The organism is Bacillus sp. SJ-10, assembly GCF_002843505.1.
In the GTDB taxonomy this organism is placed as follows: Bacteria; Bacillota; Bacilli; order Bacillales; family Bacillaceae; genus Bacillus; species Bacillus velezensis.
On record NZ_CP025258.1, the window covers coordinates 1,532,749 to 1,558,435 of the forward strand.

30 protein-coding genes, 1 pseudogene and 1 riboswitch are annotated in these 25,687 nt (G+C 45.9%); of the genes and pseudogenes, 26 read left to right on the forward strand and 5 right to left on the reverse strand.

Features of this window, described 5'->3' with window-relative positions:
* The first annotated feature begins 5 nt into the window (after positions 1–5).
* The 13 genes from CXL14_RS07750 (at position 6) to sufB (ending at position 10,158) form a co-directional block, all read left to right on the forward strand.
* Positions 6–371 (forward strand): toprim domain-containing protein, encoded by a 366-nt coding sequence (locus CXL14_RS07750; RefSeq protein ID WP_007410083.1) that lies wholly within the window; start codon positions 6–8, stop codon positions 369–371.
* A 2-nt stretch (positions 372–373) separates the two neighbouring features.
* Positions 374–694: a thioredoxin family protein gene (locus CXL14_RS07755; RefSeq protein WP_003151847.1), complete on the forward strand. Its 321-nt coding sequence runs from the start codon at positions 374–376 to the stop codon at positions 692–694.
* Between the two features lie 96 nt (positions 695–790).
* Positions 791–1,141 carry an SCP2 sterol-binding domain-containing protein gene (locus tag CXL14_RS07760; protein ID WP_007410085.1) on the forward strand — a complete coding sequence of 117 codons (351 nt, stop codon included), beginning with the start codon at positions 791–793 and terminating at the stop codon, positions 1,139–1,141.
* Between the two features lie 111 nt (positions 1,142–1,252).
* Positions 1,253–1,359: riboswitch (SAM riboswitch) on the forward strand.
* A 105-nt stretch (positions 1,360–1,464) separates the two neighbouring features.
* Entirely contained in the window at positions 1,465–2,490 is a 1,026-nt protein-coding gene (gene metN / locus CXL14_RS07765) for a methionine ABC transporter ATP-binding protein MetN (protein WP_003151850.1), read from the forward strand.
* Complete coding sequence (locus CXL14_RS07770) at positions 2,483–3,151, forward strand: methionine ABC transporter permease (protein ID WP_014418826.1); 669 nt, start codon at positions 2,483–2,485, stop codon at positions 3,149–3,151. Before metN ends, CXL14_RS07770 begins: the two co-directional genes overlap by 8 nt.
* Before the next feature lie 13 nt (positions 3,152–3,164).
* Positions 3,165–3,980 carry a methionine ABC transporter substrate-binding lipoprotein MetQ gene (gene metQ / locus CXL14_RS07775; RefSeq protein WP_014418825.1) on the forward strand — a complete coding sequence of 272 codons (816 nt, stop codon included), beginning with the start codon at positions 3,165–3,167 and terminating at the stop codon, positions 3,978–3,980.
* Between the two features lie 92 nt (positions 3,981–4,072).
* Positions 4,073–4,450, forward strand: a complete 378-nt coding sequence (locus tag CXL14_RS07780; protein WP_029973602.1) for a carboxymuconolactone decarboxylase family protein — start codon at positions 4,073–4,075, stop codon at positions 4,448–4,450.
* A gap of 192 nt (positions 4,451–4,642) precedes the next feature.
* Positions 4,643–4,795, forward strand: coding sequence for a YuzK family famiily protein (locus CXL14_RS07785; RefSeq protein ID WP_003151857.1), 153 nt, complete (start codon positions 4,643–4,645; stop codon positions 4,793–4,795).
* A 176-nt stretch (positions 4,796–4,971) separates the two neighbouring features.
* Complete coding sequence (gene sufC, locus CXL14_RS07790) at positions 4,972–5,757, forward strand: Fe-S cluster assembly ATPase SufC (protein ID WP_003327022.1); 786 nt, start codon at positions 4,972–4,974, stop codon at positions 5,755–5,757.
* Positions 5,758–5,774: 17 nt separating this feature from the next.
* Positions 5,775–7,088 (forward strand): Fe-S cluster assembly protein SufD, encoded by a 1,314-nt coding sequence (gene sufD / locus CXL14_RS07795; RefSeq protein ID WP_014418824.1) that lies wholly within the window; start codon positions 5,775–5,777, stop codon positions 7,086–7,088.
* Positions 7,088–8,308 carry a cysteine desulfurase SufS gene (sufS, locus tag CXL14_RS07800; protein ID WP_014418823.1) on the forward strand — a complete coding sequence of 407 codons (1,221 nt, stop codon included), beginning with the start codon at positions 7,088–7,090 and terminating at the stop codon, positions 8,306–8,308. The genes sufD and sufS overlap by 1 nt, the downstream gene beginning before the upstream one ends.
* Positions 8,298–8,741 carry a Fe-S cluster assembly sulfur transfer protein SufU gene (gene sufU, locus CXL14_RS07805; RefSeq protein WP_003151877.1) on the forward strand — a complete coding sequence of 148 codons (444 nt, stop codon included), beginning with the start codon at positions 8,298–8,300 and terminating at the stop codon, positions 8,739–8,741. The genes sufS and sufU overlap by 11 nt, the downstream gene beginning before the upstream one ends.
* 19 nt (positions 8,742–8,760) lie before the next feature.
* Positions 8,761–10,158 carry a Fe-S cluster assembly protein SufB gene (gene sufB / locus CXL14_RS07810; protein WP_007410090.1) on the forward strand — a complete coding sequence of 466 codons (1,398 nt, stop codon included), beginning with the start codon at positions 8,761–8,763 and terminating at the stop codon, positions 10,156–10,158.
* Between the two features lie 35 nt (positions 10,159–10,193).
* Here the strand turns inward: sufB and csn are convergent, their stop codons facing one another.
* Together csn and CXL14_RS07820 are read right to left on the reverse strand one after the other, a co-directional pair.
* Positions 10,194–11,030, reverse strand: a complete 837-nt coding sequence (gene csn / locus CXL14_RS07815; protein WP_003151879.1) for a chitosanase — start codon at positions 11,028–11,030, stop codon at positions 10,194–10,196.
* A gap of 132 nt (positions 11,031–11,162) precedes the next feature.
* Complete coding sequence (locus tag CXL14_RS07820) at positions 11,163–11,627, reverse strand: DUF2691 family protein (RefSeq protein WP_014418822.1); 465 nt, start codon at positions 11,625–11,627, stop codon at positions 11,163–11,165.
* 128 nt (positions 11,628–11,755) lie between these two features.
* Between CXL14_RS07820 and CXL14_RS07825 the strand changes: the two genes are divergently transcribed.
* The 4 genes from CXL14_RS07825 to CXL14_RS07840 all read left to right on the forward strand — a co-directional run bounded on the left by CXL14_RS07825 (position 11,756) and on the right by CXL14_RS07840 (position 15,000).
* The gene (locus CXL14_RS07825) at positions 11,756–12,256 is read left to right on the forward strand and encodes a hypothetical protein (RefSeq protein ID WP_014418821.1); all 501 of its coding nucleotides are present in this window, start codon (positions 11,756–11,758) and stop codon (positions 12,254–12,256) included.
* A gap of 70 nt (positions 12,257–12,326) precedes the next feature.
* On the forward strand, positions 12,327–13,061 hold the full coding sequence (locus CXL14_RS07830; protein ID WP_014418820.1) for a DUF6060 domain-containing protein: 735 nt from the start codon (positions 12,327–12,329) through the stop codon (positions 13,059–13,061).
* A gap of 382 nt (positions 13,062–13,443) precedes the next feature.
* Positions 13,444–14,559 (forward strand): NAD(P)/FAD-dependent oxidoreductase, encoded by a 1,116-nt coding sequence (locus CXL14_RS07835; protein ID WP_014418819.1) that lies wholly within the window; start codon positions 13,444–13,446, stop codon positions 14,557–14,559.
* Positions 14,560–14,625: 66 nt separating this feature from the next.
* The gene (locus CXL14_RS07840; protein ID WP_007410094.1) at positions 14,626–15,000 is read left to right on the forward strand and encodes a nucleotide excision repair endonuclease; all 375 of its coding nucleotides are present in this window, start codon (positions 14,626–14,628) and stop codon (positions 14,998–15,000) included.
* A 38-nt stretch (positions 15,001–15,038) separates the two neighbouring features.
* On the opposite strand, the gene CXL14_RS07845 is transcribed toward CXL14_RS07840, so the two are convergent.
* Positions 15,039–15,311 carry a DUF1648 domain-containing protein gene (locus tag CXL14_RS07845; protein ID WP_014418818.1) on the reverse strand — a complete coding sequence of 91 codons (273 nt, stop codon included), beginning with the start codon at positions 15,309–15,311 and terminating at the stop codon, positions 15,039–15,041.
* 122 nt (positions 15,312–15,433) lie between these two features.
* Between CXL14_RS07845 and CXL14_RS07850 the strand changes: the two genes are divergently transcribed.
* The 3 genes and pseudogenes from CXL14_RS07850 (at position 15,434) to CXL14_RS07860 (ending at position 17,488) form a co-directional block, all read left to right on the forward strand.
* Entirely contained in the window at positions 15,434–15,964 is a 531-nt protein-coding gene (locus CXL14_RS07850; RefSeq protein ID WP_017418969.1) for an SdpA family antimicrobial peptide system protein, read from the forward strand.
* A 32-nt stretch (positions 15,965–15,996) separates the two neighbouring features.
* Positions 15,997–16,813, forward strand: a pseudogene (locus CXL14_RS07855) (sporulation-delaying protein SdpB family protein); the annotation flags it as partial.
* 84 nt (positions 16,814–16,897) lie between these two features.
* Positions 16,898–17,488, forward strand: coding sequence for a sporulation delaying protein family toxin (locus CXL14_RS07860; RefSeq protein ID WP_007410098.1), 591 nt, complete (start codon positions 16,898–16,900; stop codon positions 17,486–17,488).
* Positions 17,489–17,521: 33 nt separating this feature from the next.
* Here the strand turns inward: CXL14_RS07860 and CXL14_RS07865 are convergent, their stop codons facing one another.
* A complete protein-coding gene (locus CXL14_RS07865) occupies positions 17,522–18,448 on the reverse strand; it encodes a MerR family transcriptional regulator (protein WP_014418815.1) in 927 nt (308 codons plus the stop codon).
* A gap of 196 nt (positions 18,449–18,644) precedes the next feature.
* Here CXL14_RS07865 and CXL14_RS07870 point away from each other — a divergent pair, with 196 nt between their 5' ends.
* From CXL14_RS07870 to CXL14_RS07890, 5 genes are all read left to right on the forward strand, one after another.
* Entirely contained in the window at positions 18,645–19,631 is a 987-nt protein-coding gene (locus CXL14_RS07870) for an SIS domain-containing protein (RefSeq protein ID WP_014418814.1), read from the forward strand.
* 73 nt (positions 19,632–19,704) lie between these two features.
* Positions 19,705–20,970, forward strand: a complete 1,266-nt coding sequence (locus CXL14_RS07875) for an ABC transporter substrate-binding protein (RefSeq protein WP_025650319.1) — start codon at positions 19,705–19,707, stop codon at positions 20,968–20,970.
* Between the two features lie 24 nt (positions 20,971–20,994).
* A complete protein-coding gene (locus tag CXL14_RS07880; RefSeq protein WP_012118373.1) occupies positions 20,995–21,885 on the forward strand; it encodes a carbohydrate ABC transporter permease in 891 nt (296 codons plus the stop codon).
* A gap of 3 nt (positions 21,886–21,888) precedes the next feature.
* Positions 21,889–22,773: a carbohydrate ABC transporter permease gene (locus CXL14_RS07885; protein ID WP_003151895.1), complete on the forward strand. Its 885-nt coding sequence runs from the start codon at positions 21,889–21,891 to the stop codon at positions 22,771–22,773.
* 13 nt (positions 22,774–22,786) lie between these two features.
* Positions 22,787–23,641 (forward strand): PfkB family carbohydrate kinase, encoded by an 855-nt coding sequence (locus CXL14_RS07890; RefSeq protein WP_007613586.1) that lies wholly within the window; start codon positions 22,787–22,789, stop codon positions 23,639–23,641.
* Between the two features lie 24 nt (positions 23,642–23,665).
* On the opposite strand, the gene CXL14_RS07895 is transcribed toward CXL14_RS07890, so the two are convergent.
* Positions 23,666–24,394 carry a transcriptional regulator FrlR gene (locus tag CXL14_RS07895; protein ID WP_014418812.1) on the reverse strand — a complete coding sequence of 243 codons (729 nt, stop codon included), beginning with the start codon at positions 24,392–24,394 and terminating at the stop codon, positions 23,666–23,668.
* A gap of 155 nt (positions 24,395–24,549) precedes the next feature.
* Between CXL14_RS07895 and CXL14_RS07900 the strand changes: the two genes are divergently transcribed.
* A complete protein-coding gene (locus CXL14_RS07900; RefSeq protein ID WP_014418811.1) occupies positions 24,550–25,656 on the forward strand; it encodes an ABC transporter ATP-binding protein in 1,107 nt (368 codons plus the stop codon).
* The last annotated feature ends 31 nt before the right edge of the window (positions 25,657–25,687 follow it).

The window sequence follows — 25,687 nt, forward strand, 5'->3', positions numbered from 1 at the left end:
CGCTTATGTACAACGGAGATGAAAAGGTCATTATCGTAGAAGGAAAATCTGATAAAATCAAAGTCAGGGAAGTGCTCATCGAACCCGCGGAAATCGTCTGTACTAACGGAACAATCGGCCAAACCGAACTGGAAGATTTGGCGGACCGCCTGTTTGACAGAGACGTCTATATTTTAACGGACGCAGATGACTCCGGAGAAAAATTAAGAAAACAGCTGAAACGGGAGCTTCCCGAAGCGCGCCATATTTATATAGACAGAACATACAGGCAAGTCGAGTCATGCCCGGGCCATCATCTCGCATCTGTGCTGATCAGAGCCGGCTTTGATGCTGACACTGTATTTTTGAAAAAGAACGACCTGAGGTGGTAATCATGAAAGAACTCCAAGAAAATGAACTCGAATCGATTCAGGATGACGTTTATCTCCTGTATTTGTACACCCCGTTTTGCGGCACATGCCAGCTGGCGTCCAAAATGCTTACTGTCGTTGAAGAAATGCTGCCCGGCGCTGCCTTCTATAAAAACAACGTGAATTATTCCCCCGCATTCGCCAAAGCCTATCAGATTGAAAGCGTTCCGTGCTTTTTGCTGTTTAAAGGCGGAGAGCTTGTTGAGAAAGGATACGCCTTCCGCTCCGTTTCCTATTTATATGAGCTGATTAAACAAAAAACATCGCAAACGTTCCCGATGTGACAATATTTACAGGAAAATGTCGTGCGGTTTATAAAGGGTTCTGTCCGTTAAAAAGAGAAAGTGTATGTATGGCCATTAAAACGGGAGGTTATACGAGTGGAGAAAATAGAAGTTTCAGAGAATGACGGACAGCATCTGTTTTTGAAACCGCTATTAAACGCCTCAACTCTGCTGATTACATTCCAAGGAGAAACAGAAGCCTTAACGGTCTCAATTAACGGACAGGGAGAAATGAGAAAAACGTCGGTTTCAAAGGAAAAATCTAATTTGACCTTCTACGGAAACCAGACAGAAATCATCCATCTCCTTCATGGTGATGTCTCTTTGCAAAAGCTTATCCAAAGCGGAAAACTCAAAGTGAAAGGATCATTCAGAGCTCTGCTGAAGCTGGAGGCCATCCTCTGGCTGACAAACGGATTTTTTCAGGCGATCAGTAAACGGCCTTAAACTGCCAATCTACTATGTGACAATAGCTTCCAATATTTATTTTATTGACTTTTTATCATTCGCCGTGCTATTCTACAGTAAGAATTTCCGGACGAAAATACGATATGTTTTCTCTTATCAAGAGAGGTGGAGGGAAGTGCCCTATGAAGCCCGGCAACCATCAACGATGTTGAAATGGTGCCAATTCACTCGAAGCGGTCTGCTTTGAAAGATGAGAGAAAGGCCTTTTTCAATAAGCCTTTCTGCTCATTTTTGCAGAAAGGCTTTTCTTTTGCGGAGAAACCCGGAAGATTTCTTAGAATAGTGTAAGGCGGGTGATTGCTTTGATCCATCTTCAAAATGTTTCAAAAATTTACAAAGCGAAGCATGGGGATGTCAATGCTGTCCAAGATGTCACTCTTGATATCAAAAAGGGCGAAATATTTGGAATTATAGGATATAGCGGAGCTGGTAAAAGTTCCTTAATCCGTCTCCTGAACGGCCTTGAAAAGCCGACGTCGGGAACCGTGGAAGTCGCGGGGACGGAATTAAATAAAGTAAGCAGCCGCGGGCTGAGAAAAGCGCGCCAGGAAATCAGCATGATCTTCCAGCATTTTAACCTTCTGTGGTCACGCACCGTCCGGGAGAACATTATGTTCCCGCTGGAAATCGCCGGCGTGAAAAAAAGCGAACGGGTCCGCCGCGCTGATGAATTGATTAAACTGGTCGGATTAGAGGGGAAAGAAAAATCTTATCCGTCGCAGCTGAGCGGCGGTCAAAAGCAGCGTGTCGGCATCGCCCGGGCGCTCGCCAATAATCCGAAAGTCCTTCTGTGCGATGAAGCGACATCAGCGCTCGATCCGCAGACGACCGATTCAATTTTGGATCTTTTATCCGATATAAATGACAGACTCGGTCTGACGATCGTGCTCATTACCCATGAAATGCACGTCATCCGAAAAATCTGCAACAGAGTCGCCGTCATGGAAAACGGGAAAGTCGTTGAAGAAGGCGAAGTACTCCAAGTTTTCAGAAACCCGCGCGAACCGATGACCAAGCGTTTCGTTCAGCAGGTGACAGAACCGGAGGAGACGAAAGAAACCATCCAGCATTTTCTGCAGGAAACAGCGACAGGAAAAACGATTCAGCTTTCATTTGTCGGGCAGGCCGCCGAGCAGCCCCTCATTACGGAAATGATCCGAAACTTTGATGTGGACGTCAATATTCTGCAGGGGAAAATTTCACAGACGAAGGACGGAGCCTACGGTTCTTTATTCATTCATATTGACGGTCAGGAAAAAGAAGTAGAAAACGTGATCCGGTTCATCAAAGACAAACAGGTAGAAGCAGAGGTGATCACAAATGTTTGAAAAATGGTTCCCGAACGTTGATATAACAGAGCTGTGGACGGCCACATACGAGACCCTTTATATGACGGTCATCGCATTAGTTTTTTCATTTATCATCGGAGCGATTCTCGGTCTTCTGCTCTTTTTAACGGGCAAGGGAAGTTTATGGGAAAATAAACTCATTAACACCGTGATTGCGGCGGTCGTTAATATTTTCAGGTCTATTCCGTTTCTTATTTTAATTATTCTGCTTCTCGGTTTTACTAAGATTTTGGTCGGATCGATTTTAGGACCGAACGCCGCATTGCCGGCGCTGATTATCGGCTCCGCGCCGTTTTACGCCCGTCTTGCGGAAATTGCGCTGCGGGAAGTCGATAAAGGAGTCATCGAAGCTGCCAGATCAATGGGAGCAAAGACATCGACGATTATCTTCAAAGTGCTGATTCCTGAATCAATGCCTGCGTTAATTTCAGGCATCACCGTTACGGCCATCGCCCTGATCGGATCTACCGCCATTGCCGGCGCCATCGGTTCAGGCGGACTCGGAAACCTTGCATATGTAGAAGGCTACCAGTCCAATAATACGGATGTAACGTTTGTAGCGACAGTATTTATACTCATCATCGTCTTTATCATTCAGATTATCGGTGATGTAATTACAAATATAATAGACAAAAGATAAGGGAGGATTTACATTGAAAAAGATTGTATTAAGTGCGCTGCTGCTTGTGTTCGCGGGAGTTTTGGCCGCCTGCGGATCAAACGGCTCGAATAAAAAGGAAATCGTCGTCGCCGCGACAAAAACACCGCATGCTGAAATCTTAAAAGAAGCGGAACCGCTCTTGAAGGAAAAAGGCTACACATTAAAAGTAAAAGTGCTGAATGATTACAAAATGTACAACAAAGCGTTAGCTGATAATGAAGTGGATGCGAACTTCTTCCAGCACGTTCCTTACCTTGAACAGGAAATGAAAGAAAATAAAGATTACAAACTCGTGAATGCCGGAGCCGTTCACCTTGAGCCATTCGGAATTTACACGAAAAAATACAAATCACTGAAAGACCTGCCTAAAGGCGCGACCATCATCATGACGAACAATGTCGCTGAACAAGGCCGTATGCTGGCGATGCTTGAAAAAGCCGGACTGATCACACTTGATCCGAAGGTAAAAACGATTGAAGCCACTACGAAAAACATTACGAAAAACCCGAAAAACCTGACATTCAAAAAAATCGCCCCTGAATTAACGGCGAAAGCATATAATGAAGAAGAAGGCGATGCAGTCTTCATTAACGTCAACTATGCGATTCAAAACAAACTGAATCCGTTAAAAGATGCGATTGAAGTGGAATCAACGAAAAACAACCCGTACGCAAACATCATCGCCGTACGCAAAGGTGACGAAAAATCAGAGAAAATCAAAGCGCTTATGGAAGTGCTTCACTCTAAGAAAATCAAAGACTTTATTGAGAAAAAATACGACGGAGCCGTGCTTCCCGTATCTGAATAAAGCGAAAACCCCGGATGAATCATCCGGGGTTTTTTTCGGGTATTAATCGGAGAACTGTCCATAATAAAAAGGAAGGTTAACGATTGGAGGGAATGGCAGTGGCCCAATACCAGGATAATGGGAAAAGCGTGCATGACGCATTGAAACAATATAAAGAAGGTTTAGGCATATTCGAGCAAAAAATGCCGATGATGGGGCGGAAGTTTAATGAATTTACTGAACAGTGTTTCTCTGCGGATTCATTAACTGAAAAAGAGAAACAATTAATCGCTCTGGGCATCAGCATCAGCGCTCAAGATGAATTTTGCATGATTTATCATACGAAGGGCTGCCTTGACCAAGGGGCGACAGAAGAAAACATCCTTGAGGTCATCGGCGTCGCGGCGGCATTCGGGGGCGGCGCGGCTCTCAGTCAGGGAGTGACCCTCGTGCAGCAGTGCATTCAGGAATTCGGACATACGACGCATTAGAAAGAGCAATCGTGTGAATACCGTTTTTCAGATAAAGCGAGCGCCGGTTTTCGGCACATTCGAAAGGATTCAGGGGCACACTCTCTTTGGCCGGAGCAGGGGATCATTGTTACAATAGAAACAAATATATGAAGGGATTGATTCATTATCTGCACCAGCCACGAGAGACTGGACCTTGACTATACGCCTGAAATGGAAAAAGCGATGCAGAAGTCACACGGCATCGGCTACGAGGAATACGGACGGCGTCTTTCAAAAAGGATGGAAGTCGAACGGCAGAGGGAGCTTGAATATCAAAAAAGCAAGTTCCTCGCAGCGCAGCTTAATGAGAAAATCGGTCAGTAAAAAAGGGTGGATTTCCGCCCTTTTTCTGTTTCAAACAGCTTTAATTACGCCTTGATCTTTGATAAACTTTAGGAATGTTCCGGGTAATATAAAAAGTTGTATTTACTTTTCATTTGTTATAAAATTAGAATGAGAATAAATTGAGAATAATGATTATATATTTTGGAGGTATAGATATGGCTGCTTCAACATTAACGATCAAGGATCTTCACGTTGAAATCGAAGGAAAAGAGATCTTAAAAGGTGTAAACCTTGAAATAAAAGGCGGCGAATTCCACGCTGTCATGGGGCCGAACGGTACCGGTAAATCCACGCTCTCAGCAGCGATTATGGGACACCCGAAATACGAAGTTACAAAAGGCAGCATCACGCTTGACGGCAAGGATGTACTGGAAATGGAAGTGGACGAGCGCGCTCAGGCGGGTCTTTTCCTTGCGATGCAGTACCCAAGCGAAATCAGCGGTGTGACAAATGCCGATTTCCTTCGCTCTGCGATTAACGCCCGCCGTGAAGAAGGCGATGAAATTTCTCTTATGAAATTCATCCGCAAAATGGACGAAAACATGGAGTTCCTTGAAATGGACCCTGAAATGGCGCAGCGTTACCTGAACGAAGGTTTCTCAGGCGGGGAGAAAAAACGCAACGAAATCCTTCAGCTTATGATGATCGAGCCGAAAATCGCCATTCTTGACGAGATCGATTCAGGTCTTGATATCGATGCGCTTAAAGTCGTTTCTAAAGGAATTAACAGAATGCGCAGCGAAAACTTCGGCTGCTTAATGATCACTCACTACCAGCGCCTTCTGAACTACATCACGCCTGATGTCGTTCACGTTATGATGCAGGGACGCGTAGTGAAATCCGGCGGCGCGGAGCTTGCACAGCGCCTTGAAGCGGAAGGTTATGACTGGATTAAACAAGAACTAGGCATTGAAGACGAAACTGTAGGCCAAGAAGCGTAAGCGTTAGGGGGATAATCATGACATTGGAAACGAAACTATCCGTAGATCAGGAATATGTCAAAGGCTTTTCCGAAAAGCATCAAGAACCTGCCTGGCTGAAAAACCTGCGCTTACAGGCTCTTGAAAAAGCTGAAGATCTGCCGCTGCCTAAGCCTGATAAAACAAAAATCACAAATTGGAACTTTACAAAGTTCAACAAGCATACAGTAGAAAATGCGCCGCTTGCTTCTTTAGAAGATTTAGCTGATGAAGCAAAAGCGCTGATCGATATCGAAAACGAAGACAAAACGTTATACGTGCAGCGTGACCAAACGCCCGCTTTTCTTTCTCTTTCTAAAGAACTGAAAGACAAAGGCGTCATCTTTACGGACATCTTAACGGCTGCCCGTGAGCACAGCGACCTTGTTGAGAAGTATTTCATGAAAGACGGCGTTAAGGTCGACGAACATAAACTGACTGCGCTTCATGCAGCATTAATGAACGGCGGGGCATTCCTTTATGTTCCTAAAAACGTTCAGGTGGAGACGCCTGTTCAGGCCGTTTACGTTCATGAAAGCAATGACACGGCATTGTTCAACCACGTGCTGATTGTCGCTGAAGATCACAGCTCCGTCACTTACGTTGAGAACTACATCAGCACGGTGAATCCGAAAGAAGCTGTATTCAACATTATCAGTGAAGTGGTCACAGCTGATAATGCCAGCGTGACGTACGGCGCCGTTGACAACCTGTCAGCAGGCGTCACAACATACGTCAACCGCCGCGGAGCCGCGCGCGGACGCGACAGCAAAATCGAGTGGGCGCTCGGACTGATGAACGACGGCGACACGATTTCTGAAAACACGACAAACCTCTACGGTGACGGCACATACGGCGATACGAAAACCGTAGTTGTCGGAAGAGGAGAACAGACGGAAAACTTTACGACGCAGATCATCCACTTCGGTAAGGCTTCTGAAGGCTATATCCTGAAGCACGGAGTCATGAAAGATGCCGCATCTTCCATCTTTAACGGAATCGGCAAAATCGAGCACGGCGCGTCTAAAGCAAACGCTGAACAGGAATCCCGCGTTCTGATGCTGAGTGAAAAAGCACGCGGAGATGCAAACCCGATTCTTTTAATTGATGAAGACGATGTAACTGCAGGACATGCGGCATCTGTCGGCCGTGTGGACCCGATCCAGCTTTACTACTTAATGAGCCGCGGAATTCCGAAAGAAGAAGCGGAGCGCTTAGTCATTTACGGATTCCTTGCTCCGGTGGTAAAAGAGCTTCCGATTGAAGGAGTTAAGAAACAGCTCGTCTCCGTCATCGAAAGGAAAGTAAAATAATGAATATCACCGATATTCGTGAACAGTTCCCGATCCTTCATCAGCAAGTGAACGGACATGACCTCGTGTACCTTGACAGCGCGGCGACTTCCCAGAAGCCGCGTGCTGTCATTGAAGCAGTGGATCAGTATTACAACAAATACAACTCCAATGTCCACAGAGGCGTTCATACTCTTGGCACGAGAGCGACAGACGGCTATGAAGGTGCGCGTGAAAAAGTCCGTAAGTTTATCAATGCGAAGTCAATGGCTGAGGTCATTTTCACAAAAGGCACGACAACTTCACTGAATATGGTGGCGCTGAGCTATGCCCGCGCCAGCTTAAAACCCGGTGATGAAGTGGTCATCACCCAAATGGAGCATCATGCGAATATCATTCCATGGCAGCAGGCTGTCAAAGCAACCGGCGCGACTTTAAAATATATCCCGATGCAGGAAGACGGCACGCTTTCGTTGGACGACGTCCGGCAGACTGTCACAAGCCATACGAAGATCGTGGCAGTCGCTCATGTGTCAAACGTGCTCGGCACGATCAACCCGATTAAAGAGATCGCCAAAATCGCTCATGACAATGGCGCGGTCATCGTGGTGGACGGGGCGCAAAGCACACCGCACATGAAAATCGACGTTCAGGACTTGGATTGCGACTTCTTCGCGCTTTCTTCCCATAAAATGTGCGGCCCGACGGGAATCGGCGTGCTGTACGGCAAGAAAGAACTGCTTGAGAATATGGAGCCGGCCGAATTTGGCGGCGAGATGATCGACTTTGTAGGGCTTTATGAATCAACTTGGAAAGAGCTTCCGTGGAAATTTGAAGCAGGCACGCCGATCATTGCAGGCGCGATCGGATTGGGAGCCGCGATTGATTTTCTTGAAGAGATCGGACTCGACGAGATTTCCCGGCATGAGCATAAGCTTGCAGCCTATGCGCTTGACCGTTTCGAGCAGCTAGACGGCGTGACGGTATACGGTCCGAAAGAGCGGGCGGGACTTGTGACATTTAATCTTGATGAGGTTCACCCTCATGATGTCGCGACTGTCCTCGATGCTGAGGGCATTGCGGTCAGAGCCGGCCATCATTGCGCCCAGCCGCTCATGAAATGGCTGGATGTATCTGCTACTGCGAGAGCGAGTTTTTATCTGTATAATACAGAGGAAGAGATCGATAAGCTCGCGGAAGCCCTCCAAAAGACAAAGGAGTACTTTACAAATGTCTTTTAATGCAAATTTAGATACATTATACAGACAAGTGATCATGGATCATTACAAAAATCCGCGCAACAAAGGGGTTTTGGATGACAGCATCGTCGTCGATATGAACAACCCGACTTGCGGCGACCGGATCAGACTGACAATGAAGCTTGACGGCGATACCGTTCAGGAAGCGAAGTTTGAAGGAGAAGGCTGCTCCATCTCCATGGCTTCAGCTTCCATGATGACGCAGGCGATTAAAGGAAAAGATATTGATACCGCCCTTTCCATGTCTAAGATTTTCTCAGACATGATGCAAGGGAAAGAGTATGACGACTCAATAGATCTCGGGGATATTGAAGCCCTTCAAGGCGTTTCGAAATTCCCGGCCCGGATTAAATGTGCCACCCTTTCATGGAAAGCACTTGAAAAAGGAGTCGCTGGCGAAAAAGGCGGCAATTAAAAGATTGGAGTGAAAATGGATGGCTAAAAAAATGCCTGAAATTGGTGAATACAAGTACGGTTTTCACGATAAGGACGTTTCCATTTTCCGTTCAGAGCGCGGATTGACAAAAGAAATCGTAGAAGAAATTTCACGCATGAAAGAAGAGCCTCAATGGATGCTTGATTTCCGCCTGAAATCTCTTGAGCATTTCTACAACATGCCGATGCCGCAGTGGGGCGGGGATTTAAACTCTTTAAACTTTGACGAAATTACGTATTACGTAAAGCCGTCTGAGCGTTCAGAGCGTTCTTGGGATGAAGTGCCTGAGGAAATTAAACAGACATTCGACAAACTCGGTATTCCTGAAGCTGAGCAAAAATACCTTGCCGGTGTTTCTGCACAGTACGAATCCGAAGTTGTGTACCACAATATGAAAGAAGATCTTGAAGAGCAAGGCATCGTCTTCAAAGACACAGACAGCGCGCTGAAAGAAAATGAAGACATTTTCCGCGAGCACTGGGCGAAAGTTATCCCGCCGACTGATAACAAGTTTGCGGCGCTGAACTCAGCTGTTTGGTCCGGCGGATCTTTCATCTACGTGCCTAAAGGCGTGAAGGTTGAAACACCGCTTCAAGCTTACTTCCGCATCAACTCCGAAAACATGGGTCAGTTCGAACGTACGCTGATCATCGTTGACGAAGAAGCAAGCGTTCATTACGTAGAGGGCTGTACGGCTCCTGTGTACACAACAAACTCGCTTCACAGCGCGGTTGTTGAAATCATCGTCAAAAAAGGCGGCTACTGCCGTTATACAACAATTCAAAACTGGGCGAACAACGTTTACAACCTAGTAACGAAACGTACGGTTTGTGAAGAAAACGCGACGATGGAATGGGTTGACGGAAACATCGGTTCTAAATTGACGATGAAATATCCGGCTGTCATTCTGAAAGGTGAAGGCGCGCGCGGCATGACGCTTTCTATCGCTCTTGCGGGCAAAGGACAGCATCAGGACGCGGGTGCGAAAATGATTCACCTTGCACCGAATACGTCATCCACAATCGTATCAAAATCGATTTCCAAACAGGGCGGAAAAGTAACATACCGCGGTATCGTCCACTTCGGACGAAAAGCGGACGGCGCCCGTTCAAACATCGAGTGTGATACGCTCATTATGGATAACAAATCAACTTCTGATACAATCCCTTACAATGAAATCCTGAACGACAACATTTCATTGGAGCACGAAGCGAAAGTATCAAAAGTTTCTGAAGAACAGCTTTTCTACTTGATGAGCCGCGGTATTTCTGAAGAAGAAGCAACAGAAATGATCGTTATGGGCTTCATCGAGCCGTTCACAAAAGAACTTCCGATGGAATACGCAGTTGAAATGAACCGTTTGATTAAATTCGAAATGGAAGGTTCCATCGGTTAATAGTAAAACCCCGCCATGTGGCGGGGTTTTTTTCTTTATTGAATAGTGAAATTACCGTATTCGCTTGACCGGACATGAATCGGCCCGTTTAAATTGTAGTTCTTCTCTTTGACAATATCGCGGAAAACGTCGACACGGGCAACCGATTCTCTCCATTCATCCTGAGTGTCCTCATCTGACGGATTCATCAGATCGTCATAGCGCACATCCAAGAATTTATTGAGCCATTTCTTCTCGTCAGTTCCGTCTTTCGGTGACCCGCCCATTTTTTTGTTCGTGCGTTTAATCAGGGCATAAAAGGAGTCCGGATCATCGCCGTCGCCATGCTGAATCACCGTATCGTACATCACTGCTTTTGCCAAGGCCGTTTTCAGTCCGGCATTTTCTGAACGTTTCATCGCCGGCTGATAATACAAGCTGTCATTTACCTTATCTTGGGCAGCGCGGAAGGCTTTATCATTGCCAAGTGAGCGCCAGGCAGAAGCGAATCCTTTCAGATTGCTGATGTCATCGCTTTCGTCCTTCGCAAGACGACGCAATTCAGGCAAATACTTTTTCAATTTGTTATTCGGCACCGCTTTCGTGTAGACTTCGACTACTTCCAGCGCATCTCCGGTAGCCGTCGTAAAGCCGGCCCGCCCGCAAGTGTAACCTCTTCCGTCATCCAACGCTTCAACATATCCGTATTGGATTTCCGTCTTTCCGTTTTCAAAGATGCTGGTCAGCTGTTCCGCCCGGCGCTTCTGATCCTTATTCAGCCCGGCCGCAAAAACCGTACCGCTCATCATCAGGGTAAAAAACATGGTGAAAATAAGAGATGAAACCGCCGTCTTCTTCCAAAAACCTGCTTTTTTCTTCAAGCTGATTTTCATTGCCATACCCCTTTCATATGTAAGTTACGCACTCAGTATACATGAGGGGGTTGTTTTTTTGTTGAAAACACACGAATTTGTCAATATTTTGAATCCTAAGCCCTATCCGGCGCTTCATAAAAAGAACGACCTTCACCAGACAGACAATCCCGTTCTTGCGTCATTCTCATCTGTAACATAGTCAACGCGGTGAAACCCGCATTGTACAGCCTGCTGATAAAGGGCTTCGAGCATAACCGGATCTTTGCAATATAACGTTACATACGAGCAATCTGCAATGAGAAGCACAAGCTCACAGGAACTCTCCAAATATTCCTCATACGTATTGATTTCCGTTACCATCCCGCCCGGGAAAGCTTTCAATTCAGCAAAAATCATATAATAAGGGTTTCCTTCCAGACGCTGACGGAGTTCTTGACCCTGAATGATGCGCTGATTTTGTGGAAACAGGTCTGTATCGGTGTCTTCTTTGAACTCAATATACGCCTCTCCATCACCGATAAACCACGTATAGGGAGAGATCGGGAACGGTTGTAATATATCTGCCGCAAACCGTCCGAACTCATTTGGGATGTTAAATGTAATGCCGCGTTTCATAATAAAATGAGGAAATCGAATAACTAATGACTGACTATTTTGAAATTAAATCCATAGGAGCTTTATTTTATTACTGTAAAATTGCTATAATAATAGCTAATATGTTTCTAAATTGGAGGACTATTGTTATGAAGGGGAAAAAGATCATTATTTGTTTATTGGTCATCTGTATTATTTTCATAATCAGTTTGTTTTTTATTAAGAATAATGAAACTCCTGATTCAGCGAAAAAATTTAATACTGAACATGAAGCTTTACAGTATGCTAAACAAGAATCACCTTATATCACTGATTTTATATATGAAACAAAGGAAATTGACAATGAAAAAGTTGTGATATACAAATTTGAAGAAAATAAACAAATGGGTATAGGAACAGGAACATTGGCATGGAAAGATAAAAAAGTTATATGGGTAAAGAATGGAAATGGTGTAGCGCTTAAAAATCAGAATAATAAGACAGATATTTCATTTGATGTAAAGTCTTATTCAGGTAAAAAATATAAGTTATATGCTGGATTTAACAAAACGAAAAATCTGAAAATTGAAACTCAGACAGATAATAATGTAACCCCTCATGTGGATAAGAAATCTGGAATATATTATTTGTTAATTCCTAGTATAAATTAATCACACCTAGTTTACAAAAATATACTTCTCTGGTAATATTTTGATGTGTCATAAAATAAGGAGGGTGTATATGAAAAAGAAAGTTACGCTTTTGATTGCAGTTTTCGTGGTATTTTTGATGGTTTTTGGAAATCCCTCGAAAGGATTCGCTGTCGAGCAATATACCATTAATCTATCTGATTCAAATGTAGAAAAATTTTATGATGAGGAACAAGGTGCAGTAATCGCACCATTCAAAGCGTCAGAACATGGGCTTGTACCTGTTTCAAAAGATGAATATGAAAAAACGACTGAAATAAAAGAAAACGAAGATTTAGAGAATGAGTTTGTTGTTTCTGAGGAAAGTAATGACGAATTAGAATTTAAGCCCTATGCTGACGTTGATCTTAGATATTGGAGATATAAAGAAAAATCAGCCACTAAATATTATGGTGACCCTATTAAAGTTTCAGCAACAATTAAGTGTACTACATCATCGTGCAGAGTAGATAAACAGACGCAAGCTACTGTATCTAAGTCTTACAGTGTTAATGCTTCATCAGAAATTCAAGCTATAAACTATGGAGCTAGTTTTAATTTTACGTCAGCAAAATCTTATTCTACTACATATTCCTTTACGCTCAAAAAAGGCCAATCTGGATATATAGCCTTTAAACCATACAAAAGAAAGTCTACAGGTACCCTAACGCAGTATTCTACAATGCATGGTAAAATCAGCAGTAAATCAGCCTATGGAAGATCAGCGATTAAGATGAAAACCGGAGAAGCTGATGGATACTATACTTTTGTTTTTACTAAAAAATAGTATGATAGATCAGTTTATATAGTGGAAGGATAATAGTGATAATGCCTTTATCCTCTCAATAAGGACGGGGCTTGATACTTAGCCGCGTTCTTTGATGTTCTCTTTTGTTCTTGATCTGTATATACGTTGATTATGACTTTTGAATTGATACTGGCTGCTGTTTGAAAGCTTGCGATTGTCGATTTAGGGTCTGTGTTTTCTTCACATCCATGATGATTTACGTTTAAGACATCACCTTTTCTCTATTGATAGATGGAATCTTTGATAGGAGAGCGAAGAGATTGGTCGACCTTCTGCTTTTTCATATGGGGGCAAAAGGTCGAAGCAAAGCGCTCCATTTGTTAAAATAAATAAGACAAAACAGATAGAAAAGGTGTTACACATGAAGTCTTATATGATTATCGGGGCCGGCATTCTCGGTGCGTCCGCGGCTTATCATCTCGCAAAGGCCGGGGCGGATGTAACGGTCATTGACCGGAAACACCCGGGGCAGGCGACTGACGCCGCGGCGGGGATCGTTTGCCCGTGGCTGTCGCAGCGGCGCAATCAGGCATGGTATGCGATCGCAAAAGGCGGCGCCCGTTATTATGAACGATTGATACAGCAGCTTGAAGCGGACGGAGAAACAGAAACCGGTTATCAAAAGGTCGGTGCCGTCAGCCTCCATACAGATGAAAAAAAGCTCAGCCAAATGGAGGAAAGAGCTTATAAAAGAAGAGAAGACGCCCCTGAAATCGGTGACATTACAAGACTGACACCGGCAGAAACGAAGGCGCTGTTCCCCGCGCTGTCGGAGGAATTCGGGGCAGTTCATGTCAGCGGCGCGGCCCGGGTGAACGGGAGGGCGCTTCGTAAGGCGCTGTTAAGTGCGGCCGTTAAGCACGGCGCGGCTGTTTACAATGAAGAAGCGTCAATATTGACTGAGGACGGTGCCGTCATCGGTGTGAAAACCGCAGAACGCACGCTTACTGCCGGCCAGGTTCTCGTAACGGCCGGCGCTTGGGCGAGAGAGCTGCTTGAGCCGCTCGGCATCCGTTTTTCAGTATCATACCAAAAGGCGCAGATCGTTCATTTAGAGCTTCAGGGAGAGGATACGGGCGGCTGGCCCGTCGTCATGCCCCCAAACGATCAATACATTCTCGCCTTTGACAGCGGCAGAATCATAGCGGGTGCGACTCATGAAAACGATACCGGCATGGATTTGCGGGTGACGGCCGGCGGCCTCCGCGAGATTTTTGACAAAGCATTAACCGTGGCGCCGGGCCTTTCAGACAGTACTGTAATAGAGACAAGAGTCGGTTTCAGGCCGTTTACTCCCGGCTTTCTTCCTGTCATCGGCAAAGTGCCGAATATCAGCGGACTCCTCGTTGCCAACGGGCTGGGCGCCTCAGGACTGACGAGCGGGCCGTATCTGGGGGCTGAACTGGCGAAACTCGCGCTCGGTCAGCAGACGGAAATTGATTTAAGCCTTTATGATCCGGCCGGGGCGCTTGAATAAAAAATAGCTTTTGGCGCATTCTTATGATAGGATGGAGCTTTAATGAATAAGAGGACGTGACCCATTTTGATAAAAATAAACCTTCCTGCTCCTGATGTAACCATTACGGAACGGCAGCAGTCACCGTCGGAGAATGAACCGGCGATTAAAGCGATTTACGGTTTCATTGATTTTCACCAAATTCCGAGAGACAAAGGCGGCATATTTATGTTTTATAACATTCATGATGAGCTGCTGTTTGTCGGGAAAGCCCGTAAATTAAGACAAAGAATCAAAAAGCATTTTGAAGACAATGTGTCGCCTGTTAAACATCACAGGGACGAAGTGTATAAAATTGAAGTATGTGTCGTAAATGATCCGATGGAAAGGGAGATTTACGAAACGTACGCGATCAATACCCTTCAGTCGAAATACAACATTGAGAAAGTATTTTATAAATAAGAAAAACCGGAGCTTAAGGGCTCCGGTTTTCTTTATGTTTACAGTGCCAGCCACATCACGGCAATATGCACGATCAGCAGACAGTAAACGACGAGGAATAGCTGGACGGCCTTTTTTCTGAATAACATGCAGATCATCATGAGCACAGGAAAAATCAGGACGCCGGCCGTTTTATTGATTGATGTATTCGGACGGTTTGACACGTCATAGTGAATGGCCATATCAGCAGGAAGAAACGGATAAAACACAATCGACAGAATAAAGGCGAGAACCACAGCTCCCCACAGCACTTTATCATTCATCAAAAACATATGAACACTCCTTTTTACATATAATAGTATATTAGTTCGAAAAATCTAATTTATCAATATTTTACCTGTTGATTGGTGTATAATCATGTCAATGAAATTTCCATACGCTAGGAGGGTTTCAATTGACTGACAAGAAGCAAACCAGCATGTTTTCATTCTTTCTTTTTATCATGGCCGCCTGGATCATCGTTTTGTTTTTTACCGTCATCGCGGCACTGCCAAGCTCCGCCATCCAATTAACCAAGCATCAATCCAAAACCGTTTCCATGATTTATCCGCAAAGCTGGGGATTTTTCAGTAAAGATCCGAGAGAAGACAGCTTGAACATCTATCTTCTTGATGCCGATGAGGAGCTCAGATGGCCGAATAATTCTCTGAAAAATGTGATCGGTTTAAACCGCTACGGGCGGACGCAAGGGATAGAGCTCGGCCTTATGCTGGAAAAGCTGCCTTCCAAAGAGAAGTGGAATGACTTTTCGGCTGGTCAAGACTTTAAGGATACCACATTTCTGAAAATGAAAAATGAGTCCCCCTCCCCAAGGCTGAAAGGGAAAATGATCATTACATATGAACGCATTACCCCATGGGCATGGAGCCAGCATACCGAAACGAAAAGAACCATCAAAAAATACATCGGAGTGGATGTCAATTGATTCAGGATGCAAAAAAGCAGCTCACCTTATGGATGATGAAGAATCCGCCTTGGACAAATGTGTACGGGCTTGCCAGAAGCTTAATCGCCCTCGGCACGCTGCTGACATTGCTGTTCAATCCGGCATCTGTCTTCTTCAAAACGCAAAATCAAATGCTCAGTTTTTCCGACACGTTCAGCCTGTTTCTGCTGTTTCCCGATTTCCGTTACATTGAGATCGTCAAAGCCGTTTGTATCTGTATGTTAATCCTTGTCGTCATTGGCTGGCGGCCGCGAATCACCGGTTTTTTTCACTGGTGGATTTCGTACAGCTTCCAAAACTCCGCCGTTACCCTTGACGGAGGAGATCAGGTGGCTGCCGTTTTTACACTGCTGCTGCTCCCGCTGACGTTAACCGATCCGCGGAAATGGCACTGGTCTCCGTACGAGGCGTCTTTTGAGAAAAGGCCGCTTGAGCCTTATTACCGCTCCTTGTGCTGGGCGACGCTGACAATCATCAGAATACAGGTCGCAATGCTGTATTTTAACTCCGTCATTGCCAAACTGATGGAAGAAGAGTGGCAGAACGGAACTGCCGTTTATTACTATTTGAACGATCCGATGCTGGGTCTGCCGGATGCGCTTCACGGTCTGTTTGACTTTATCCTGCAGTCCAAGCTTGTCATCATCCCGACTTGGGGCACGCTTATTGTGCAAACCATTATGTTCTGCGCTTTGTTCGCTCCGAAAACATATTGGCGTCTGATATTGTTTATATCCATTTTTATGCACGAAATCTTTGCCGTTATGCTGGGGCTTACCTCGTTTTCCATTACGGTGGCTGGTATTTTGGTCCTGTTTTTGGTGCCGGCAGAGAAAACAGTAGCTTTGAACCATTACAATCCCCTTTTTATCAGATACATTTTTTTCAATAAAAGGAAAAGGAGGAAATTATATGGTTAAAAGCAAGAAGTCCGCAGCTGCCATGATGCTGGTGTTTGTTTTAATGGTTGCATTAGTCGGCCCGCATGCCGCGGCGAAAACTGAGCCATCCGTCTCTTATTCGGGTGAAGACATTTTTTCCGGCATCTTTTTCGGACAAGGTGAGGTCGCAAAGCTCCTTCCTGAAGTATGGGATACCAAGGCTGTCAAAAAGATTGATCAGGATGAATTAAAGCAAGTTTCCGATCAGGTGATCGCTGATATTAAAAAGTCATCGCCGGATTATTTTAAAGAGTTGAAAGCGGCGGTCTACAGCGGCGATTATGAGAAAGTGAACAGCGTCATTGATCAAGGTTCGCAGATTATGGCGAAAGTGCTGAAAGAAGAGTTTGACAAAAAGAGCATGGACAAAGGAAAATCAACGGCCATCGGCCAATGCGCAACGGCTGTATGGGTATTTTTAAACGCGGCGGCCGCCATTGAGACGATCGCTCTTGCGGTAGCGGCCATCATTTTGACAGTAGCAAGCGTTGACGAAGATTCCGACTTAGGAAAAGAGCAGCTCATCGCTAATGTCGTTGACCGCATTAACGCGCAGCACTGAGGCTGAAGAAAGAAAACGCTAAGGAGACGAACCTTAGCGTTTTTTTGATTGAAGCATCTGTTTTAAATATGCTTCTGAATCAAAGCCGAGTTCCTCGTCGGCTTCTTTTTTCAGTTCAAGCTGAAGTCGCACGTACGTGTCATATTTCGGGCTGAGCTTTTGAAGAAGATTGCTGAAAGGCGATCCCGCCTTCAGCGCGGGCAGATCAGAAGCGGATTCTCCGACCTTGATCAGGCTTTCTCTGTATTCTTCATCTGTCTGCACTCTTTTCACAAGCTGAATGATGATGTTTTTATGAGTGTCCCAAGTGGCGGGGTCTCTCTCCAAAATCCGCTCGATAAATTGGTCATGCTGGACTTTGTGCTGCTGGAGCTGAGCCGGATCCTCCTTGCCGACCAGCTGCATCATCGGGTGTGCAGCCGGAACTTCTTCCATATCATCCAATACTTTAATAAGCTCCGCCCATATCGCTTTTTTCTCATCTGTATCAATAGAAAAGTCGAGGAACGGTTCAAACAGCGCGGCGATAAATTCTCCGAAATCTCCCGGGAACAGTTTTTTCAGCTGAAGTCCCATATACTTCGGTTCATCTATTTTGACCTCGCCGATATCATGCAAAATTGAATCGACATTTTCCTCATCTTCCACGCGCTTGATCAGCATTTCAGTCAGTTTCCGTTCCTGCTCAAGCTCTTCAATCTGCCGGCTGAGCTTTTGATGCTGCTGGCGCAGTATATCATGCAGACTGCTGCCCTCTAAGAGGAACGCTTTAATATCGCTTACAGACAGTGCCAGCATTCGGAGGGCGGCAATCATTTTCAGCGTATTCACGTTCTGAGCGGAATACTCACGGTATCCGTTATCAGGGTTTTTGCTGACGGTGATTAAACCTTCCTGCTCATAATATTTGATGGCTTTTTTCGTGAGACCCGTCTGCCTGGCGGCTTCTTTTATATTCATTCTGAATCACTCCCTGCTTTTCATTCTAAACGTGTCTCTAAGGGTCAGGTCAAGAGAGGGCGGGAAATAAGGCGGGTTTATTTTATATTTTAGAAATTTCAGAAAATATGATTGACAACGCACCTTTGTTGCGATTAATATAACGTTATATAATGTTATATAACGTTATATAATAAAACACTGAGGAGTGAAGGATTTGAGTCAAACTGCCGCACAAGTGAATCACAAGGTTCAGGCTTTCTTGGATGATCTGAAAGGAAAAACGATTGACCACGTCTTTTTCGTCGCTTGCGGGGGTTCTTCAGCCATTATGTATCCGAGCAAGTACGTGTTTGACAGAGAGGCGAAAGCCATCAGCTCTGATCTCTACAGTTCAAATGAATTTATTCAGCGCAATCCCGTTCAGCTCGGAGAGAACTCTCTCGTGATTTTATGTTCTCATTCAGGCAATACGCCGGAAACGGTGAAAGCCGCCGGTTTCGCCAGAAAAAAAGGCGCGCTTACAATTGCGATGACCTATGAGCCTGATTCGCCGTTAGCGAAAGAAGCCGAATATGTCGCGGTTTATGACTGGGGTGAGAACGCACAGGCGATAAATACGAATTACGGGGTTCTGTATCAAATCGTGTTCGGCGCTTTACACGTGCTGGAAAACCATCCCGCGTTTGAGCAGGCGATCGACGGACTCAATAAGCTCCAGACCGTATATGACAAAGCGCTTAAACAAGAAGCGGATCACGCAAAGGCATTCGCGAAAGCCCACGAAAAAGAAGATATCATTTACACGATGGCAAGCGGTGCGAACTACGGCGTCGCTTACTCCTACAGCATCTGCATTCTCATGGAAATGCAATGGATTCATTCCCACGCCATTCATGCCGGAGAATATTTTCACGGACCGTTCGAAATCATTGATGAATCCGTTCCATTTATTATCCTGCTCGGCTTAGACGAAACAAGACCCCTTGAAGAGCGGGCGCTTTCCTTCTCAAAAAGATACGGCAAAAAACTGACTGTGCTTGATGCGGCAGCATATGATTTTTCCGGAATTGACGATTCTGTAAAAGGCTATCTGGCTCCTCTCGTATTAAACCGGGTGCTCAGAAGCTATGCGGATGCGCTGGCGGAAGCAAGGAACCATCCGTTAAGCCAGCGGCGTTACATGTGGAAAGTCGAATATTAAGAACGCGCATTATATTTCACCGGACTATAATGACATATAACGTTATAGTCCGGTGACAAAGGAGGAAAAGCATCTGAAAAAGCTCATCTGCCTGTTCGTTCTGTTAGCCGTATGTCTGTCAGCCGCCGCCTGTTCAAGCCAAAGCAGTTCCTCTGACGGAAAAGTGACCTTGAAGTTTTTTCACAGGTGGCCGAAGGAGCCGGAAAAAAGCTATTTTGAAGAAGCGGTCAAAGAATTTGAAGCCGCTCATCCGGATATTCATATCCAAACGGAAGCGGTCTTAAACGATTCTTATAAAGACAAGGTGAAAGTCATGCTCGGAACAACGAGCCCCCCTGATATTTTCTTTTCATGGAGCGACCGGTTTGCTTATAAATTCATCAAAGGAGATAAAGCCCTCGATCTGTCGTCTTACTATCAGCAGGATAAAGATTGGTCCTCACAGCTTGTGCAGTCACAAATCAAACCCTTTACTCATGACGGAAAACAGTACGGTGTTCCGTGGCAAATGGACGCTAAATCATTCTTTTATAATAAGGACATTTTTCATACATTACATTTGAAGCCCCCGGCGACATGGGATGAACTGATCACAGTCTCTGAGAAATTGAAAGAGAACGGATATATTCCGATCAGTTTCGGCACAAAAGCGCCTTGGACGATTTCTCATTATATCGGGACGCTGAACCAGCGTATGGTGGATGAAAAAACGCGGGCGAAGGATTACAGCCCGGAAACCGGGGAGTTTACAGACGAAGGCTATGTCAAAGCGCTTGAAAAGCTTCAGGAACTTCTGCCGTACTTTACAAAGCACGTGAACTCCGTTGATCACGAATACGTGCGCCAGCAGTTTACAAGCGGCAAAGCGGCGATGATTTATGCGGAAACGGCAGAAATTAAGCTCGTCGAACCGGTCAATCTGGGCTTGTTTCCTTTCCCGAAAATCAGCGGCGAAAAGGGATCTCCCCGTGCACTGACCGGATCTCCGGAAGGATTTATGATTTCCTCAAAAACGAAGCACCCGAAAGAAGCCATGGAATTTCTTCAGTTTTTAACCTCGAAAAAAATGGGAGAGAAGCTGATAAAAGACGTCGGTAAATACAGCGCGGTTCAAGGAACGGCGACAGAAAACAATTCCGCCCCGATCCAGCGCGAAGCCGTGCAGGATATCGTCCGCGCCGAATCAATGGTGCCGTGGTTTGATATGGACGTTGACGTTGAAATCGCCGATGTGTATGCGGCAGGCGTTCAGCAGATGCTCGGCGGCACAATGACACCGCGCGAGGTGATGAATTCCGTGCAGAAAGCGGCGCGTCAGGTCAGAGCGTCATCTGAATAGAACAGATTTCTTTGGAGAAAGGAGATGAGGATTTCCTTGGTCAGCCGAAAACGTTTCATTCCGTATCTGTTTCTCGCGCCCGCGCTGATTTTTCTGCTGTTCGTTTACATTCCGATTATTGAGAATGTGTTTTTCAGTCTGTTTGAATGGAGCTCATTTCAACCCGAAAAGACGTTTATCGGTTTGAAAAATTATATTGACCTGTTTCACGATCCCGTGTTTTTTACAGCACTCCGCAACAATGTGCTGTATGCGGTCATATCGCTGATTTGCCAGGTTGGCGGCGGCTTAATTCTGGCGGCCGTGCTGGAAGACAGATTGGTAAGAAAATGGTCGCCGTTTTTCCGCACGGTCTTTTTTCTTCCGGTCGTTATTTCCATGACCGTTATTGCGCTGTTGTTTGATTTTATTTATAACCCGGAAATCGGTCTCTTGAATCAGCTGCTGGAAGCCGTCGGACTTGATGAACTGACCCGGGCGTGGCTGGGCGATGAAAACACCGCTATGCTGTCTGTCATTTTTGTGTCTCAATGGCAGTCTGTCGGTTACATCGCCATGCTGTACATTGTCTCGATTCAGAGCATTCCCGCTGAATTATATGAATCGGCGCAGCTGGACGGAGCCGGAAAAATCCAGCAGTTTTTTCACATTACGGTGCCGCAGACGAAAGAAATGTCGTTTGTTGCCGTGGTGATGACGCTGACCGGCGCATTTACCGTATTTAATGAACCGTATATTCTGACCGGCGGAGGGCCGGGCAATGCTTCAGAAGTGCTGAGCACATTTTTGTATAAGAGCGCTTTTACAAAGGATATGATGGGCTACGCTTCTGCGATCGCGACGGTGGTGCTTTTGCTGACGCTTGCTCTGTCGCTTATTCAGATGAAATTCTTTAAGACCGGAAAGGAGGAGTAGCCGATGCTTCCTGAAAAGACAGACTTGCGTCATGCCCGTCAGGCCGTCAGAACAGGCGGAAAACCGAGAAAATGGTATGTCGGGGAAACGTCTGTGTGGCTGTTTCTCTTTATCTACCTCATTGCCGTTGCTTATCCGCTGTTATGGATGGCGGTCAGCGCCTTTAAAAGCTCGGATGAGATTTTTGAGCACAGCTGGTCGCTGCCCTCTGTCTGGCATCCCGAAAACTTCGTATCCGCATGGAACCAAGGGATTTCCGCTTATTTTATGAACAGCGTCATTGTGACCGTGCTGACTTGTCTCATCACCGTATTTGTGAGCGCCTGGGCGGCATACGGGCTGGCCCGTTTTCAATTTAAAGGAAAAGGGTTTGTGCTGATCATTTGTCTTGGCGGCTTGATGCTGACGCCGCAGGTCAGTCTTGTGCCGCTGTACTCCATTATCCAGTCATTGGGACTGTACAATACGTATTGGGCATTGATTCTTCCGTACGCCGCCTATCGTATTCCGTTTACCGTGATTCTGATCCGTTCCTATTTTTTGTCGATTTCCAAAGAGCTTGAGGAAGCTGCCTATCTGGATGGATGTACAAGTTTCGGAATATTTTTCAGAATATTCTTACCTATGAGCGTGCCGATTCTTGTGACATCAGGCATTTTGACGGCTTACCATACATGGAATGAGTTTATGTTTGCGATTATTTTTATCGATGATGAAAATTTACGGACGATTCCGGCCGGGCTGATGCAGTTCAGAGATGCGCTGCAGACGGATTGGGGCGTGCTGCTGGCCGGGCTGACGATTTCTGCTGCTCCGATCATCGCGTTGTTTTTATTGATGCAGAGATATTTTATCCGCGGCATTGCAGCGGGAAGCGTGAAAGGATAAGGGGGATGAAAAGATGAAACTGATAGCGGCCGGAGATAATGTAGTAGATTATTATCAGGATCAGGAGACGTTTTACCCGGGCGGAAATGCGTTAAATGTAGCCGTGCTTGCCCGGCGCTTAGGCCACGAAACTTCTTATATCGGGATTCTCGGCAGTGATGAAGCGGCGGATCACGTATTGAATGTGCTGAAATTGGAAAAGGTGAATGCCGATCTGATCCGCCGGGCATACGGAGAAAACGGGATGGCGGTCGTCACGCTTGATGAAAGAGGGGACAGGATATTTGCCGGATCAAATAAAGGCGGCGTGCAATCGCGTCTGACGCTCGCTTTTCAGGAGAATGACATCTCATTTATCGCCGGACATGATCTGCTTCATACGAGCGTATACAGCAGGATAGAACGTGACCTTCCGATGCTGAGCGGCCATGTGCCGATTTCCTTTGACTTCTCTGTAAAACGTGACGAAGCCTATTTAGAAGCAGTCTGTCCGTACGTGACGTATGCGTTTTTTTCCGGGAGTGATTTGAGTGAAAGTGAATGTGTGCGGCTTGCCGAAAAAGCCCGCGGTTTCGGAGCGAAAATCGTCTGTCTGACAAGGGGGGAATATGGCGCGGTGTTATCGGATGGGGAACGCGTCTATCATCAGCCGGTGGTAAGAGCTGATATAATAGATACATTGGGCGCGGGTGATTCTTTTATCGCCGGGTTTCTTACCGATTTCTTCGAGCACCAGGATATTCGGCGAGCGCTTACTGCGGCCGCCGGGACGGCTGCCAAAACATGCGGAGGGTTCGGAGCGTTCGGTTACGGGCATCCCTACAGGCCGGGCGGCGGGAAAAGCAGTGAAAAAACGAGAATACGATAAGCATTGTCTCGTTTTTTATACTTGTTACGCATAGGGACTGTTAATGGTAAACGTGACGCGGTCGGTATGCATTACAAACAGCGAGCTGTATATCGGCTGGTCTTTTGACATAAAAGCGGTTTTGTCAATTTCAAAAAGCGCATCCCCGATATCACAAGCCAGATAGCGGCTTTCTTCCTGCTTGGCATATACGACATTTAACAGCTTCGTATTATGGGTTGGCACCACCTGATAGTGCTGTTTCAAAATGTCATGCATCGACACGCCGCCTTTAATATGCTTGCCGATGTCGGGAAATAAACTGAGCGGATAGTGGGCGATTTCGAATGAGAGCGGCTGGTCGTCGTGAAATAAAATGCGTTTTAATTCAAGAACGGGACTTTCGGAATCGACGCGAAGTTTTTGGGCGATGGATTTAGGCGCTTCAATGATTTCATGAGAAAGGATCTGGTGTTTCGGTTTTTTCCCCGTTGATTCCATAAATTCAGAGTAGCCGTTGACCGCGATGAGCTCCCGCTTCAGTTTAGGGCTTTTAACGAACGTTCCCTTTCCCTGCTGCCGGACGAGCCAGCCTTCTTCCACAAGATCAAGGATGGCCTTCCTGACCGTTATGCGGCTCACGTTGTACGTTTCGCACAGCTCATTTTCAGTCGGCAGTTTTACGGACGGCGAATAAACGCCCTTCTTGATATCGTCCGCGATAATTTGTTTCAGCTGAATATATAAAGGTTTCGAGCTCCCGTTATTTAACAATGGGACGGACCTCCTTTGTCAAGTAGTAGTACTATTATATGTATTATGACGTTATAATACAAATTTGCTTTTGATTTATGAATCTGTCAGAAACCCCGAACATTTTTAACATAACAGAAAGATGTGGCGGTTTCCAGTATTGGAGGAGGTTTCGAATGGCATCATTAACATTTGACCATATCAAAAAAACATACGGCGCCCAATCGGCGGCAGTGAAGGATTTTCACTTAGATGTAAAAGATGAGGAGCTTTTGGTGCTTGTCGGTCCCTCCGGCTGCGGCAAATCTACGACACTCAGAATGATTGCCGGACTGGAGAGCATTTCTGAGGGGAAGCTTTATATCGACGGAGACGCGGTAAACGATCTGCCCCCGAAGGATCGTGATATCGCGATGGTTTTTCAGAATTACGCGCTGTATCCCCACATGACGGTGTTTGACAATATGGCGTTCGGTTTGAAGCTCAGAAAGCTGCCGAAAAAAGAAATCGCAGAGCGAGTCCGGACGGCCGCTGATATTTTGGAAATCGGGCATCTGCTCAAGCGGAAACCGAAGGCTCTCTCAGGCGGGCAGCAACAGCGGGTTGCGCTCGGCCGGTCGATCGTGCGGGAGCCGAAAGTGTTTCTGATGGACGAGCCGCTTTCCAACTTAGATGCGAAATTGCGAGTGACGATGCGCGCCGAAATCAGCAAGCTCCATCAGCGTTTGAAAGCGACCATCGTTTATGTGACGCATGATCAGACGGAAGCGATGACAATGGGCGACCGGATTGTCGTGATGAATGAAGGAGATATTCAGCAGGCCGCAAGCCCCCATGAGATTTATCATTATCCGGCGAATATGTTTGTGGCGGGTTTTATCGGTTCTCCGAGTATGAATTTTATAAAAGGCCTCATTGAAGAAAGTCACGGGCAATGGTATTTTGCCGGTTCGTCCGTTCGTCTGCCCATTCCGAAAGAAAAAGCGGCCGTTCTTGTGCAGAAAGGATACAGCGGTAAGGAGATGATTGCGGGGCTGCGTCCGGAGCAATTGACGCTTGCCGGACAATCAGAGCACCCGCCTGAAGCGGTGTGCCGCGCTGTGGCGGAAGTATGTGAAAACTTAGGCGCGGAGATGTACGTTCATGCGGTGAGCGGAAATAACCGCATGACGATCCGTCTTGACGGCGCTTCACAGGTGAAACCCGGCGATGCCATTCTGCTTGCGGTCAATATGAACCGGGCCGTCTTTTTTGATGCCGACACTAAAAACGCCGTATATTGAAAAAGGGAGCCTGATGATCGGGGCTCCCTTA